Source organism: Asticcacaulis sp. DW145 (assembly GCF_037101385.1).
Lineage (GTDB): Bacteria > Pseudomonadota > Alphaproteobacteria > Caulobacterales > Caulobacteraceae > Asticcacaulis > Asticcacaulis currens.
Map to the genome: position 1 here is coordinate 47,157 of NZ_AP029026.1, position 16,903 is coordinate 64,059.

Annotated in this window: 6 protein-coding genes; 4 read left to right on the forward strand and 2 right to left on the reverse strand. The window is 60.9% G+C overall.

Going from position 1 to position 16,903, the window contains the following annotated elements:
* Positions 1-43 precede the first annotated feature (43 nt).
* Together AACH73_RS17415 and AACH73_RS17420 are read right to left on the reverse strand one after the other, a co-directional pair.
* A complete protein-coding gene (locus AACH73_RS17415; RefSeq protein ID WP_338736510.1) occupies positions 44-2,905 on the reverse strand; it encodes a TonB-dependent receptor in 2,862 nt (953 codons plus the stop codon).
* 441 nt (positions 2,906-3,346) lie between these two features.
* A complete protein-coding gene (locus tag AACH73_RS17420; RefSeq protein ID WP_338736511.1) occupies positions 3,347-6,715 on the reverse strand; it encodes a DUF4450 domain-containing protein in 3,369 nt (1,122 codons plus the stop codon).
* 847 nt (positions 6,716-7,562) lie between these two features.
* On the opposite strand from AACH73_RS17420, the gene AACH73_RS17425 reads away from it, so the two are divergent.
* Genes AACH73_RS17425 through AACH73_RS17440 form a run of 4 tightly spaced genes read left to right on the forward strand, consistent with a single transcriptional unit; the run spans position 7,563 to position 16,880 of the window.
* Positions 7,563-10,130 (forward strand): GH92 family glycosyl hydrolase, encoded by a 2,568-nt coding sequence (locus AACH73_RS17425; protein WP_338736512.1) that lies wholly within the window; start codon positions 7,563-7,565, stop codon positions 10,128-10,130.
* A 44-nt stretch (positions 10,131-10,174) separates the two neighbouring features.
* Entirely contained in the window at positions 10,175-13,306 is a 3,132-nt protein-coding gene (locus tag AACH73_RS17430; RefSeq protein ID WP_338736513.1) for a glycoside hydrolase family 2 TIM barrel-domain containing protein, read from the forward strand.
* 14 nt (positions 13,307-13,320) lie between these two features.
* The gene (locus AACH73_RS17435) at positions 13,321-16,095 is read left to right on the forward strand and encodes a glycosyl hydrolase 115 family protein (protein ID WP_338736514.1); all 2,775 of its coding nucleotides are present in this window, start codon (positions 13,321-13,323) and stop codon (positions 16,093-16,095) included.
* Positions 16,096-16,127: 32 nt separating this feature from the next.
* Entirely contained in the window at positions 16,128-16,880 is a 753-nt protein-coding gene (locus AACH73_RS17440) for a DUF6445 family protein (protein ID WP_272740883.1), read from the forward strand.
* The last annotated feature ends 23 nt before the right edge of the window (positions 16,881-16,903 follow it).

The following is a 16,903-nucleotide window of genomic DNA, read 5'->3' on the forward strand; positions in this document are numbered from 1 at the left end:
GGGAAAAGCCTGTCCGCCCAGAGGGACGTTTCGGGGAGACAGATCAGAACTTGCTGCGCCAGCCGAGGTGATAGGTGGCGCCGGGGTTAAAGTGGCTGTAGGCCGCGTTGGCATAACCGAAGTTGGTGCGGAACGGCTCATTGGTGATGTTGGTGGCTTCGAAGGTCAACTGACCCTTTTGACCGAACCAGTCGGTATTGTAGCTGGCCGACAGATCGACCTGGGCCCGGTCCGCCGCGATCAGAGGCAGAAGCAGCCCGTTTTGCGGGGCACCCGCGGCGATGCGTTCGTCGAACCACACATAGCTGGCGCGGACCGAGAACAGGTCGTTCTCATAATAGGCAGTGGCATTGACCGTCTGTGGCGAAAGCTGCGCCGCTGCCCCGTCCTTTTCGTCGTCCAGATGTGTGTAGTTGGCGCTGAAGCCCAGACCGTCAACGATGAAGTCGAGCGGTTGCACCCATCCCAGTTCGACGCCGGTCAGATTGATGGTGTTCACATTGACCGGCTGGTTGACGAAAACATCGGCGGTGGCGGGGCCGCCACGGTCATTGATCGCTTGCTGCTGCTGGGCCGTCAGAGACGCAAAGTCGATACCGAGGTCGGTGAACTTGCGCGTTGATTGCTGCACGACCGTGTAGCCGGTGACGGTCTTCTTGAAGAGGGCCAGACTGACGTAGCCGAGACCTCCGGTGTAGTATTCGGCCCCGAAGTCGAGATTGTCCGAATAGTAGGGTTGCAGTGACGGGTTGCCCGCAGATGCCGTTTGCGCTGACGGATCAGAGAAGCTGACGCCCGGCAGCAGATTGTTCGGATTGGCGCGGGTCAGGGTCTTGGAGGCGGCGGCGCGCAGCAGCAGCTTGTCCGTCACCATGGTCGAGACGTTGAGCGACGGCAGGTTGGCGCTGTAGGTGGTGCTGGCCGTTACGAACTGACGCACACCGTTGACGGTGACCGGGCCGGTCACGGTCTGATCCGTCACCGCGCGGCGTACACCCGCATTGACCTTGAACACCAGACCGGCAAGCGGCACCTGGGTGTTGTATTCGATATAGGCGCCCTTGTTCTTTTCGTTGATCACGCCCGAAGGGGTGCCCAGCGCCGAGTTGTTGGTGAAAGGCGCGGCGCTGTTGAAGGCAGCATAGTTGGTGGCGGCCTTCAGCTTGTTGAGGTCGGGCAGGATGTACTGTGTAAAGCCCGGCGTGCCGTCGAGTATGTGCGTGAAGTCCGAAGCCGGCCCAACGCCCAGATAGCTGGCGATGGCGCTTTGCGGCACGGCAGCGAAGGCGGCGGTCTGGTAGTTGGCCGAGTTGTCGAAGGCCGTGATCTTGCGATCGGCCTCGTCGTAGGCCGCCCCGACCTTCAGCGATGCACCGCTCTCGAAGTCGTAGGTCAGATCCGCGTGGGCACCGGCCGTATAGGTCGAACGCTTGACGTTCTGGATATTCACACGGTTCCAGGTCCAGCCGAGGTTGGGATCGGCGATATTGCGGCTCGGCTTGATGGTCGGGATAATGCCGTCGTTGGTGTACTGGATCGTCAGCCCGGAGTTAAACGGCGTGTTGAACAGGAAGCTCGGGGCTTCACGGAAGAAGACCGAATGGGTGTAGTTGGCCGCGGCATCAAGGCGCAGTTTCGGCGAAATCTGCCAACTCACGCTGGGGTTGACGTTGACGAAGTCGAGGCGCTCATCGAACTTGCGCGCTTCGACAAACATGGCCGAATTGGCGAAGGTGCCTGAGGTGACCACATTGTTGGCATCGACCTTCAGATTGATCGGCACCATACCGCCGGTGGCGGCCGTCGAGGAGTTGCGCACGAACCAGTTGAAGCTCGACCGGTCGTATTCCCCCTTGGCCGACGCGGCCATGATGTCGAGCGCAAAGCGCAGGGTGTCCGAGGGGCGATATTCAACAGCCGTGATCAGGGTCAGGCGGTCACGGTGACCATCCACATAGTTGAGACGACCCAGGCGCGGGATCATGGCATTGGTCAACTGATTGGCCGTCAGGCCGGGATTGAGGGCCAGAAGCGCGTTCAGGTCGAGGGTAGCGCCAGTGGTCAGACCATTGCCGGCATTGGCCGGCACCACGGTGGCGAAGCTGAAATTGTTGCCCTGCGCGTTGCTGCACGCCGTGTCGGTCGTGGGGCACGCCAGGTTGGCATTGGTCCAGCCCACCGAGTCAAAGCCGTCCGACCGGGTGCGCTGACGCGAACCGGCCAGACCGACCAGCACGCCCCACCTGTCCCAGGTTTTCGAGAAGGTGACGGCTCCACGCGGCGAGACGTCGCCGGAGGCTTCGCCGTAGGAGGCCGAAGCCGATACCGTCAGATGCTGACCCTTGTTGTCAAAGGGGCGGGCATTTTGCAGATTGACCAGCGACATGCCGCCTTCAAGCTGGCTGGCCGTCGGGGTTTTCGAGACGGTCAGCCGGGTGAACAGTTCCGACGGGAAGAGGTCAAGGTCCACTTCGCGGTTGGAGGCCCCGCCGTCGATACCGCCGTCAGAGGCCACCGCCACGCCGGCATTGTTCAGTACGATCTTGGTGAAGCTGGCGCCCAGGCCGCGCACATTCACCTGCGTGCCTTCGCCCGTATAGCCGTTGCGTGAAATCTGGACGCCCGGTACGCGCTGCAGGGATTCAGCGAGGTTCAGATCGGGGAATTTACCGATGTCCTGCGCAAAGATGGAATCCGAAAAATTGACCGAATTGCGTTTGGCGCGCGTGGCGTCCTGAAGGCTCTTGCGATAGCCGGTGACCACAACTTCGGTGACGTCCGCACTGGCGGTAGGGGTGTCTGCGCTTTGGGCCTGCGCCGCGCCGAAGCTGAAACCGGCCAGAATGGTCGCAGACATAAGGGCAAGACGGGTCGCGCGCTGAACGCGCGTATTTTGACGTATCATGGGGCTCCTCCCGTTGGAAAGTGGTGACGGTTCGGCGGGCGCGGGCCCTTCCGTCTTGTTTTATGGTAACGCTCACATTCTTACAGGGGTCAGATTTATTTTGTCAATTAGGTCAGTCCAATATTTGTATAACCGTCTCTTTTTGGTCAGGGTAAGCCCGTACGTACCCTGCTTTTCAATAAAAACAAGCAGATAGAAAGTGGCGGGATTTGATTTAGCGCTGTAGGAGGCACTTATAATCTTATAAATGTGCATATTTGTGTGACAAATATTGCGTCTCCCGCGACGTTGCCTCGGAAGTAGGTAGACTTCGTGCCAGATAACCTACAGATCAGCCTTCAACATTGGTCTGACAAAATGAATCGTTTTTTCGGCCAAAGGCGCGTCGTCCCGAAGAGGCATCGGCGTATCCGGGCTGACGCCCATCCGGGAGCAAAGCGGTCAGCGCTCCAGACTGACGCCCATCAGACCCATAACCACCTCATTGGCGACGGCGCGGACGGTGAGGCTTTGCAGCGTCTTGTTCGCATCAAGGTCGAGGCTCAAAACGCTGGCCGCGCCACCCTCTATGCTCTCGCGGTCGGCACGCCCCTTCCAGTCGGGTCCCGGTGTGCGCACCTTGCCCGTCTTAAGGTCCACGCGCACCGGCACTTCGCCGCACAGGCGGAACTGATAGTCGTCGATGAAGTAGTCGCGCTCAATCGGCCACCAGTTTTCCGGATTACGCAGGATGAGCACGGTCTTGGTGCCGTCTGTATAGGTGACGATCACCTCGCCATTGGTCAGGCGGCTTTGCATGTGGTTGGTCGATCCCGCCATCAGCAGGAAGGCACGTTTCGCTTGTCCGCTTAAAGGCACGCTCACCTCGTCCGGATAATTGTCCCACAGGGAGGCGAAGGCGATATTGTTGCCCTCGGCGGGCGTGCGGAAGCGCAAGCCCTTGGTGGTCGTGATCTCGCCCCCCGCCTGACGCAAGGCCGCGTCGTCAATCGTCGCCGTGGCGTTGACGTGCCCGGCCCACGCGCCAATCCCCTGCGCCGGCATGGCCAGCGACACGAAGGGCGAGCGCGGCGAGCGATACTTGCCCGGCTGGAAGAGGTTGGTCACCTTGTCATTAAAGGCGGCGCTGAGGTCGATGGCTTCGGTGCGCAGGGTCTGGGGGGATGTGGCCCAGGCTGGGGCGGTCACGGGGCAGGCGGGCAGAACGGGGGTCGCGCTCTTGGGGGCCAGCCACGTAAACTGGCCCTGATACATGGCCGTAAAGGCCGGATCGGCTTCCGGCACCTTGTCGGCCCGTGCCGGGTCGATGGCCTGACCGGCCCAGACGATGCGTACCTCGGTGCGGCCCGTCAGCGGCGTTTCAAGGCGCAGCCTGGGCGCGCCTATGCCTTCAGGGGCGTCCCATCGCACCGCCCGGCCATTGACGGTCAGGCGCGCCACGCGGTCACGCCGCACGGGCAGGTCGAACAAGGCTTTACTAAAGCGCCGGTCCGAAGGGGTGACGGTCCAGATATCGGTCTGACCGGCGCGCCGAAAGGCAAAGCTCAGATTCGGATGGACAAGTCGCGCCCGGTCCCATTCCGGCGGCAGACCGGGGCTGAGCGTCAGGGTGCGACTGAGCGCATCCGGGCGCACGCCGAACAGGCCCTCCACCACGGTACGCGCCATGACGCCCGTGCCGTCGGCAAAGTCGCGTTGCGACTCCCGGCGATAGACGTCGAGATAGTTGAGGCTGCCGACATTGCCGGGCGCTATGCCCATAAAAAAGCTGGCCAGCAGGCTGCCGCGCGTAATGTCATAGGCGCTGTCCGGCCGCCCGGCCTGCCACAGGGCCAGCGCCGTGTGCAGGTTTTCGCCCATCACCACATTATTGATCGACCAGCTATAGGGCATCCAGTCCGACGAGGGCAGCATACGGTAGGGTCGGTCATTCGGCACGCCTTCGCCAGTCACGGGCAGCGGCCGCAGACGGCGTTCCAGATCGGCCGCCATGCGCGCCGCCTGAAGCGCATCGGGTGCGCCGGAGTCTATGCTGTGATAGAAGCTCCACAGGCCGTAGCTGGGGTGCAGCATTTGCTTGCCCAGATAGTCGCGGAATTCCCCATAGGCCCCGCGATCTTCCATCCATAGCCAGGTCTGCATCCCCCGCTCGATCAGAGCGGCCTCGGTCTGATACGGCGTCGGGTCCTTGCCGATCAGGGCGGCGAGGCGCGCCATCATGCGGTTGTGATAGAGATTATAGGCCGTCGTATAGGCCACGCCGCCGCCGGAATACTGCATATCGTCCGAGGCCCAGATGGCGGCATAGGCCTCATAGAGGGGCAGCTTGTCCGGGCCGTATTCGCGGCGGAACAGACGCTTTTCCCACGCCATATGCCGCTCGATCACCGGCCACACGCGTCTGGCGTATTCGAGATCACCCGTCCACAACAGATGACGGAACATCGCGTCAAAGAAGCCGATATTCATGTCGTAGTGGGTGTTGGACAGGTCACCATTGGTGTGCAGCCCGTCCGGATTGCGCGCCAGATTGGTCTTCTCTTCGGGCGGGGCGACGAAATCGGGAATGGGTCTGGTGTTCTGTTTGCGCGTCCACACGCTGAAATTTTGCCGTGCGCGGTCGTGCCAGCCCAGCGCATCCAGCGCATAGGGCCCGCGCCAGCCCAGAAGCCGCGCCCGCCACGCAATAGCCCCGTGCATGATGCCGCCGCCGTCGCGCTCATCCCACTGACCGTCAGACGCAATGTTCAGCGCCCCCATAGCCGCATCGAGATAGGGGTCGGGGGTTTCGGTACGCACGCGATTGCGTATCTGAGCAAAATGGCGGCGGGCGTCTTCAAAACGCGCCGCCAGTTCGGAGGCCGCATAGGCGGGGGAGGTCGAAAGGGTTTCGGACCGTGCGCCTGAATTGCCCGCCGTCACATCGCGATAGGTGCCAAGTTCCTCGGCCGCGCCGCGCCGCGTCACCTGTATCGCCAGATAGATCGGACTGGTCCCCAGCGCTACATGGCCGGTGACCACCTGTATAGGCGCGCTGTCGTCAGAGGCCAGAAGCTGTGCCGCATCGCCCCATTTTGTGGCATCGGACAGCTTCAGTGCGGCGGGGACGGATACCGTGCCGGTCAGGCCCGCCGTGCGGCTGTCGGCATGAAAGACCTGAGTGTCGGTGTCATAGCGCGTGCCGTCGGCATAGTCGGGCTTGAACTGGAAATACTGGCTGATCGGCACTTTTTCGGTGCCGATATCGCCGTCGCGATTGCCGCGCTGCCCGTTACCGGCCCCATAGCCAAAGACCAGCTCCGTGCCCCTGGGCAGGGCGGTTCCGCTGGCGCGCAGCAACAGGCCTTCGCTGGCGTGGTCGGCAATGACTTCGATGACAAGGCGGCCTGTCGCACCGATCAGCGGATCGCGGATTGTGTAGAGCATCTCACCGGGGCGATAGCGGCTCTCGGTGCTTTGCGCGTCATTAATCCACTTGATGCCTGCGGCGGTCCGCAGCCCCAGCCGCAGATTGCCGCCGCGTCCGGGCAGGTAGAGCGAAAATTCCGGCTTGTCGCCCGCATCGACACGAAAGGCCGTATGCCCGCCATAGAGCGCACGATTGAAATATTCGGTGCCATTACGGATGACGAAATCGCCCTTGTCCGGCCGGTAGCGCAGTGGTGCCGAAATCTGACCATCGAGATTGGGCCGCAGTCCGCCTGTGGCCGCCGGGGCCTGAGCCTGGACCTGAGAAAAGGGCAGGGCGGCGGTCAGAGCCGAAGAGATAAGCAGCAGGCAGGCGAGGGCGGAGGGACGCAGGCGGGGCATAGGAACTCCTGAGGGCATTTCCCGGTTTTATTTTTATAGGATTGCATTTTAAATATAGAGACGATGGCGCGGTCTCAAGCCTCATTCGTCCCCGTCCGGTATAAACCGTTTCACAGATCAAAAAAAGAGCCTCGCCTTTTCAGGCGAGGCTGGAAAAGTATGTGCTCCGCATCAGGGAGTGGGCGACCGGAACACGGTTCTGACCCAAAAGACGTCTGCAGAACGTCTTAGGGACGGAAAGAAACTCTCATATCGGGATGATATTATACATATAGACACATGACAAGCTAGATGGGTGTTAAAAAGCCGCTCGGTGTGTCCTGTCAAACGGCGCTGGCTAAAATGGCAGGGATTTCCGTGCAAAGGATTTAGGTCTTACCAAATGGCGAGGGCATCGCTGCGTGCGCAGGTGTGCAGGATTTAAGCCCTGAAAAATAATGGTGACCGGTCCTCATAAATAAAACTCTCACGAAACAGATATTTAATGCTGTGAGGGGTGCTCTCCAGACCTGTTGCCAATCCGCCAAAATTGGTTTACCTATCTATCAATTGAAAGCCAAATTGGTCAACGCTTCGCTACGGCTTGCGGAAAGGTCAGGCCAATAGGTGGGTAAGGCGCAGGGGTGTGCGATCGTGCGTCGCCCGTCTGAGGCGCGTTTTGGCAGAGGTTCGTCCGCCGGTGCGGACATAACAGAATTGGGTTGCTTTAGTGGCATTTCGCAGCCCGATAACTGAGTAGGCGTAACGGCGGGGCTCCTCCCTTCGGTCTCGTCGCACTCATCCTGACTGTGCGGGCCGGCAGATCTTGCTGGCCCGTCTTTTTCGTCAGGTAAAACAAGAAATGACAATGGGTGAGGCGGGAATGAGGCGATCCATAGGCGCGAGTTTGCTGATATGTGCCTATATCTGCGGCCCGACGGGGGCGATCGCCGAGCCTGCGCGTTTCACCTTGCCCGATCTGCACATTGGCCTTGGCAATGATAATGAGGGCGACACGATTCCGGGCCCGGCCCGCCCGAATGGCTCGATCCATCCCTCGCCGGAAACGCTCAATCCCAACAATTCCGGCTATAATCCGGCTGAAAAGATCACCGGCTTTGGACAGTTACACACCCAAGGCTCAGGCGGCGTGACGACCTACGGGACGTTTTTGCTGTCACCGCAGGTGGGGGCGCCTCTGTTCAATGAGCCTGACCATCTGTCGGATAAGGCCAATGTTGAGATGGCGGCGGATTATTACGCGGTTGATCTGGCGCGATACAAAACGCGCGTAGAAATCACCCCCGCCCACTATTCGGCCCTTTATCGTGTGACCTATCCGCAAACTGAAGAGGCGCAGCTTGTCATCGATGTGACGCGCAAGGTCGGCGGGCTGGTCGCCTCCGAAGCCGCAGAGGTGACCTATGATTCAAAAACCGGCAAGATCGTCGGTCATGTGAAGGCCAGGGGGTACTGGAATCCCGCCCTGATCGACATCTGGTTCGTCGCAAAAGTCAGTCAGACGCCTACGCGCTGGGGCATATTCGATAATGCGACGGCGAAACCGGGCGCGAACGAAGGCCAGACGGGCCGGGATGAACGCCTGGGTGCGTGGCTGACTTTCAACGGCGACCCGTCAAAACCTGTGCTGGTTAAGCTCGCCGTCTCCTTTACGAGCGCCGACACCGCTGAGGCACTTCTTGATCGGGAGATCCCCGGATGGGACTTCGACGCTGTGCGCCAGCAAACGCAAGCCGCGTGGAATGCGCAACTGTCCAAGATCGAAGTCTCAGGCCTGTCCGAGGCGCAGACACGACGCTTTTACACCGCGCTTTATCACGCCTCCATTCAGCCGCGCGACCGATCTCTGGATCAGCCCAAGGCCGAGCTCAATCGGCCCAACTGGGACGATCACTATACGCTGTGGGACACCTATCGCACCCTGTTCCCGCTGATGTCTCTGATTTCGCCAAAGGCGTACACCGCCAACCTCAACAGCCTGATCCATACGTTTGACAAGTTCGGGGCGGCGGATACGGCCATTATCGGCGGCCAGAATTACCATGTGGGCCAGGGCGGTGATGAAGTGGATAATGTGCTGGGTGAGGCGCTGATCCGCGGCGCAGACGGCGTAGACTGGTCGCAGGCCTGGCGCGTCACCCATTTCAACGCTTTTGAGCGTCGCCGCCCGCGCTATCTTACCGACGGTTATTTTGGTGTGGGCGATCTCAGCCCCGAACCGAACAATCAGCGCGCCAAATCCGGTTCATCGACCCTGGGCTTCGCGCTGAACGACTACTATGCGGCGCAGATGGCGCAAAAGACCGGCCACACGGAGGAAGCACAGACCCTCCTCAAGCGCTCGGCCAACTGGAAAAAAATCTGGAACCCGGCCACGCAAAGCGACGGTTTCAGTGGCTTCCTGATGCCGCGCTATCCGGACGGCAGGTTTCAGGACATTGACCCGAAGCTGGGCTGGGACGGCAAGGTCCACAACAATGTCGGCTATTACGAAGGCACGGCGTGGATCTATTCTTACGGCGTACTCCATGATCTCGACGGCCTGATCGAGGCTATGGGCGGGCGTGTGCGCTTTAATGAACGCCTCGAATATGCTCTGAGCGCGCATCTGATCGACATCACCAATGAACCGTCCTTTTCGACGCCGTGGCTGTTCCACGCCATCGGGCGCGCGGATCAGTCGTCCTACTGGGCGCGCGATACGTTCAAATACTTCACGGATACGGCCTATCCCGGTGATGAAGATGCTGGCGCCATGAGTTCCAACTACGTCTTTAACCGTCTGGGTCTGTTTCCGAAACTGACGACCGACCGCTACTATCTGCACGGGCCGCGTCATGCGCGCAGCGTCCTGCATCTTGAGAATGGCAAGACCTTCGAGATCACCGCCGCCAATGCTTCGCCAGAGCATCCGTTTATCGCGGCAGTCACGCTGAATGGGCGACCCCTGGATGTTCCCTATGTGACCCAGAGCCAAATTCGAGCGGGTGGGCGCCTTGCCTTCACCATGAGCGACACGCCCGGCCAGTGGGTCTATGACGGGGCGGTCGCGGTGCTCAAGGCTTCGGTGCCAGCGCTTGTGGATGGCAAGACCTCGACGACCTGGGCTGCGGTGCCGGGAGACAGCGCGACGTTTGAGCGATCCGAACCGGTCTGCCTGAAGGCCTATAGCGTCAGCGTTGGCGCAGAGGGGCCGACGCCTTCGGCGTGGAGACTGGAGGGCTGGGATGGCAAACGCTGGCGCGAACTGGACCGTCGCAAGGGGGAAGTCTTTGGTCGCCCCCACATGACGCGTGTGTTTAACCTCAAAACCGTGGCCTATGCCCGCTACCGGCTGCACATGGCCGGAAAGGCGAAGACGCAGGTGGCTGAGATCGAGTTCATTGCGGGTCCGCCTAGAACCTGCATTCAGTAATTGGCTTTCAGGCGTCTTACGGCGTCTCAACCACAGGAAACACCATGTCTTATCGCCCATACGCGCTGGCCTCGGTTCTCACCGGGCTGGCGATGCTTGCGCCCGTGCTATCGTTTGCACAAGCGCCGCCAGCGCAGGGGACAGCCGAATGGGAGCAGCCTGAGGTGGTGGCGGTGAACCGCGAACCGATGAAGGCGACCTTCTTCAACTTCGAGAGCCGCGATCTGGCCCTGAAGGGCGACACATCGGCGTCAAAGCGCTTCCTGTCACTGGACGGCACCTGGGATTTCAAATTCTCCAAGGGCGTCGATAACCGCCCCAGGGACTTCTATAAAACCGGCGCGAACCTCAACGGCTGGGATAAAATTCAGGTCCCCGGCATGATTCAGGCGCAGGGTGACGGCAAGTTCGGCCTGCCGGAGTTCTGGAATATCAAATACCCCTTCCCGGCCAATGAGCCCTTCATCCCGCACGATATGATCGAGGTGGGCTCGTACAAACGAAGCTTCGACGTCTCGGCCGACTGGGCCGGTCAGGACGCCTTCCTGCATATCGGGGCGGCGGGCGCGGCCTATTACATCTGGGTCAATGGCGAGAAGGTCGGATATTCAGAAGACTCCAAGCTGCCGTCCGAATTTAATGTCACAAAGTTCCTCAAGCCCGGTCATAACGAGATCGCGCTGGAAATCTACCGCTATGCCGATGGCTCCTATCTGGAGGATCAGGACTTCTGGCGGCTGTCGGGCATAGAGCGCTCGGTCTATCTTTATGCGGAGCCAAAGACGCGCCTGCGCGATTTCACCGTGCGCGCCTCGCTGGACAAGACCTATACGGACGGCGTCTTTGCGCTGGAGGCCGAACTGGCCGGTCAGAAGGGTGCGGCCACGGTGACCGCCACCGTCTATGACGGCGAGACGCAGGTGCTTAAAACGTCAGCAAAAGCAAATGTCGGCAAGCCCGCGCAACTGAGCGGCACGCTCAAAGGCGTCAAGGCGTGGACGGCGGAGACGCCCAACCTCTACCGGCTGGTGATCGAGGTCACGGACGCCAAGGGGAACCTGATCTCGGCCACCGCCAGGAAGATCGGCTTCCGCACGGTGGAAATCCGTAATGGTGAGGTGCAGGTCAATGGCAAGCGCATCCTGATCAAGGGCGTCAACCGTCACGAGCACGATCCGAAGACCTACCGCGTCATGTCGCCGGAGCTGATGCGCAAGGATGTCGAGCTGATGAAGCAGGCCAATGTCAATGCGCTGCGCACCTCGCACTACCCCAACGACCCGTATCTCTACGACCTCGCCGACGAATACGGTCTCTACATCATGGATGAGGCCAATATCGAGAGCCATGAATATATGACGCTCGGTCGCGACACGGGTGATGTCAGCGTGCAACTGGGCTATAAGCCGCACTGGGCCGCCGCGCATCTCGACCGGGTCAGCCGCATGGTCGAGCGCGACAAGAACCACCCCTCAATCATCTTCTGGTCACTGGGCAATGAGACGGGGGTTGGGCCCAATTTCGAGGCCGCGGCAAAATGGGTGCGCCAGAATGATCCGACGCGCCTCATTTCCTTCCTGGGCTACAGCGCCCTGACCGAAGACCACAGGCCGAACGCCTATGTCGATATCTACGCGCCCATGTACGATGATATCGATCGGATGCGCGACTATGCCGAGAACCAGCAATTCACCCAGCCGATGATCCAGACGGAGTACGCCCACGCCATGGGCAACAGCCTGGGTAATTTCGCTGACTACTGGGAGACGATCGGCGCGCACAAAAAGCTTCAGGGAGGCTTCGTCTGGGACTGGGTCGATCAGTATGTCTACGCCAAAGATTCCGCGGGGCGCACCTACTGGGCGTCTGGTTTCGACCTCAACCCCAAACGCGGTGACAACAGCGTCGTGGGTGACGGTATCGTGCAGGCCGACCGCACGCCGGATCCTGAATACTATGAGTTGCGACACGTACAGGCGCCGCTGACGTTCAGTCAGGACCCAGCGGGTAACGTGTCTGTGCACAACCGCCAGGACTTCAGCGACCTGTCCGGTTATGCGCTGCGCTGGGAGGTGACGATAGACGGCCACCGTCTGGCCGATGGGCCGCTGGAAAAGCCTGTGGTTAAGGCGGGCGAGACGAAGCCTCTGGCGCTGAACCTGCCCGATTTGCCGGCTGACGGAGAAGCGATCCTGACCCTGCGCGCGGTGGCGCATGAGGGCGCAATCAAGGGCGTGCCGGGTGGCACTGAACTGGCGTTTGGTCAGTTCATCCTACGCCCGGCCAGGCCATTGCCTTCGCTGACGGCAGGCGGCGTGCAATTGTTGCGCACAAATGAGGTTTTGTCGCTCAGAGCCGCTGCCCGGCAGTTGACGGTCGATTTGCGCACCGGCCAGATGCATTATGAGCAGGGCGGCCGCCGCCTTCTCAGCGGCGGGACGCCCAACTTCTGGCGCGGCCTGACCGATAATGATGTGGGCATCGGCCTCGCCAAAAGCCACGCCGACTGGAAACACTATTCCACCACAAGGCGTCTACTGGATATCGACAGCGCCGCTGACCGCATCAAGGTGCGCTATGCGCTGGGCGAAGGCGGCGGGCGCTTTGACATCACCTATCAGATGGCCGCCGACGGTCAGGTCGATGTCACCGCTGACTTTGTGCCTTTAAAAGACGATCTGCCCGATCCGCTGCGCGTCGGTCTGCGCTTCGATTTCGATGCAGCGCTGGACGGGTTGAACTGGTACGGGCGCGGACCGTGGGAAACCTATGCCGATCGCAAGACGGGCGCGGCGCTGGGGCTTTATAGCGGGTCCGTGCGGGCGCAGTATCACGATTATGCTCGCCCCCAAGAGTCGGGCAACAAGACGGATGTGCGCTGGCTGAGCCTGGCTGATGCCGCAGGCTTTGGTGTCCGCGTCAGCGGGGCGCAGCCTCTGTCGGTCAATGCCCTGCCATTTCCCTATGAGGACCTCTATATGCGCCCGCAAGGCACATGGAAGTCCTCAGATATTGCGCCGCGTGGTGACGGGTCGCTGTTGGTCGATATCGCTCAGGCCGGCGTAGGCGGCGATACTGGCTGGAACAGTATTGGACGCCCGCTGGTCAAATACCGCATCCCCTTGCAGCCGATCAGCTATCGCTTCCGCCTGACAGCCACTGAAAAGACGAATTAATCAGAGGAAATCCCATGTCACGAGTTTGGCTTTTTTCGACCCTACTACTGGCCTGTTCGGGCGCGGCCTCGGCGGCGGAGACCACCCTGTTTGACGGCACGCAGCCCCTCAGCATTGTGCACGACAAGACCGAGACCACGTCGCTGGCGGCGCAGATGCTGTCGGATGATCTGAAGGCCCTGACGGGTCAGACGGCGAAGGTATCGAAACGCCTGTCTGACTGTGCGCAGGTCTGCGTCGTCATCGGCCGTTTTGATGCGCCGGCTGTCACGCAACTGGCCAAGGCGGCGGGGGTTGATCCGCTCGCGCTGAAAGGCCAGTGGGAACGCTATGGCCGCGTCGCCTTCGCGCATAAGGGCAAGACCTACGTACTCATCTATGGCTCCGACCGGCGCGGCACCGTCTATGGCGTCACCGACCTGTCGCGTGAGCTGGGCGTATCGCCCTGGGAATGGTGGGCGGATGTCAAGCCGCGTCGCGTCAGCCGCCTCGTCATCGACGGCGCGCCGCGTCTGTCGAAGGCCCCGTCGGTGCAGTATCGCGGCATCTTTCTGAATGACGAGGACTGGGGGCTTGAGCCGTGGGCGGGCAAGACTCTGGAGCCCGAAGTCGGCAATATCGGGCCTAAAACCTATAAACGCGTCTTTGAGCTGATGTGGCGTCTGAAGGCCAATACGCTGTGGCCGGCCATGCACATCAATACCGTGCAGTTCTACGGCAATAAGGCCAATCCCAAGCTGGCCGACGCCTACGCGATTGTCATGGGGACCTCGCACGCCGAGCCGATGGCGCGCAACAATCTGCGCGAATGGGATGAGGCGCGCAACGGTCCCTTCAATTTCAAGGTCAACCGCGACAAGATCCTCGACTACTGGCGAACGCGCCTGAAGGAGACGGCCCGCGACGAAAACATCTACACGGTCGGCCTGCGCGGCCTGCACGATGGCCCCATGCAGGGCGCCGACACCCTTGAGGCGCGCAAGGACGTGCTGCAGTCGGTGATCAGCCTGCAACGCGACCTGATCCGCTCGACCTTCGGCAAAGCGCCGGAGACGGTGCCGCAGGCCTATGTGCTCTATCATGAGCTTCAGGAAGCCTACGATGCCGGGCTGAAACTGCCCGACGACGTGACCCTGATGTGGGCGGACGACAATTACGGCTATGTGCGCCGTCTCAGCAATCCGGAAGAGCGCAAGCGGTCCGGCGGCTCCGGCGTCTATTACCACCTGTCCTACTGGGGGCGTCCGCACGACTATCTGTGGCTGGGGACGACGCACCCGGCGCTGATCCATGCCGAAATGCAGAAGGCCTATGCGCTGGACGCCCGGCGCCTCTGGATCGTCAATGTCGGCGACATCAAGCCGATTGAGTATCTGACGCAATATTTCCTCGATCTGGCCTTCGATGCGGACGGCTTTGCCGAAGCCCCGCGCGATCACCTGACGAAATGGGCGGCGGAGCAGTTTGGGGCGGACAAGGCCTCAGAGATCGCCGATCTGATGATGGGCTATTACGACCTCGCCTTTGAACGGAAGCCCGAATATATGGGCTTTTCCGAAACCGAGCCGGTGACGCCGGTGACCGAAAGCGATTTCGTCAAGCCCGATGGCGAAAAGGCGCAGGCGCGTCTGAAGGCCTATGCCGATCTGGTGGCCCGCGCCGAGGCGGTGGAAAAGACCCTACCCGCCGACCGTCAGTCGGCCTTCTTCGAGATGATCCTTTATCCGGTGCGCGGTGCGGCCAATCTCAACAGCCGCAAACTGAACCTCGATCTGGCGGGGCTCTATGCCCGCCAGGGCCGCGCCAGCGCCAACGCCTATGTGGCGAAAGCCAAGGCGGCGCATCAGGCCCTGGTCGCCGATACGGCTGCCTATAATGGGCTGGAAAACGGCAAGTGGAACCACATGATGGATATGGCCCCGCGCAAACTGCCGGTGTTTCTGGAACCCACCTGGCCGCAATGGTCGGTGTCGCCGGAAAAGGGCTGTGCCGCGGCGGTCTCCGGCGGCTGGTGGAACGACGAAAACGCGCTTACCTTTGTCACGGGTCAGCCGCGCAGCCGGGTCATCGAGCTGTTTAGCCGCGATACCGAGGCGCGCGACTGGTCGCTGAAAGTCACGGGAGACAGCCTGAAGGTTTCCGGTACGAGCGGGCGTCTGGCCACCGACAACGGTTTTGAGCAACGCCTGACCGTCTCCTATGACGGCGGGGCGTCCACCGGCCCCATCGACATCGCCTGTGGCGGCAAGACGGTGCGCGTCTATACCAAGCTGCTGCCGGCGCCGCCCCAGACGCCGTTTATCGAAAACGACCGCCGTGTGATCATTCCGCTGGCCACACAGAGCGGTGACGACTGGGAGCGGCTGGAGGGTCTTGGCCATTCCGGCAACAGCCTGCGCTCACGCCTGACCCTGCCCACGCGCACGACACCTGCGGGCACGCCCCTGACCTATAGCTTCACCACCTATAGCGCCGTTGGCGGCACCTTAAGCGTCGTGGCCCTGCCGGTCCATGCGCTGAACCCGGCGACGGGCCTTAAGGTCGCGGTGCAACTGGATGACGGCCCGGTGCAGTTGATGGATTTCGCGACCGTGGGCCGCAGCGATGTCTGGCGCGGCAATGTCCTGACCAACAAGGCCATCCAGACGCAAGGCTTCAAAAAGCTGGAGGCCGGGGTGCACAGCCTGAAGCTCTGGCCGCTCGATCCCGGCGTGGTGCTCGACTATGCCGAGGTGCGACTTGATGGAGCGGACAAATATTACGGGGTGGTGGAACCCGCATCGCATTGAGGCAAAAGGGTATAAGCCCATGAGGATGTGGCATGATCAACGAAACCGACTATGACCTGAACTTCGCTGCCCGCCCAAAGGCCACGCTAATGGGGTCAGAAAAGGAGCCGCTGATTGTTATTGACGAGGCGTTTTTGCATCCGGAACGTCTTGTCCAATACGCGACGACCGAAGCGCGCTTTGGGCCCGGTGGCGTGGCATACCCGGGTGTGCGCGCAGCGGTTCCCCAAGCCCTGAATGTCGCTCTCTTTTACGCGTTACAGCCCCTGGCCCAACATGTGTTTGGCGTTTCGGACGATGATGAGATGTCCATGACGACGTCCTTTGCGATGGTCTCCTATCCGCCTGAAAAGCTGATGCTGGCGCAGGCTTTGCCGCATTACGATTCGACACCAGACAAAAATCTGGCTGTGGTCGTCTATCTGTGTGACTCATCATGGGGAGGGACACGGTTCTACCGCCATCGTTCGACCGGCTTCGAGCGAATCTCGACTGACCGCGCTGAAAGCTATAACAGGCGACTGGCCGATGAGTTGCGGATGACCCCTGCGATTAGCGGTTATCCGGACGCTGCCCACCCCCTTTTCGACGTCGTGCAGGAGGTTGAGGCCCGCTTTAACCGCCTGGTTCTCTACAGGTCGCGTGCCCTCCATTCCGGAATTATAGTTCCGACAAAAATCCACAGTGAAGATCCGGCCGCCGGGCGCTTAACCCTGACCGCGTTCATGGAAGCTGCGACCCCCGCGCACCCACCTGGCGACCATGTTAAGGACTTGCCAAAATAAGTCGTACAAATTAGGGTTTGGAT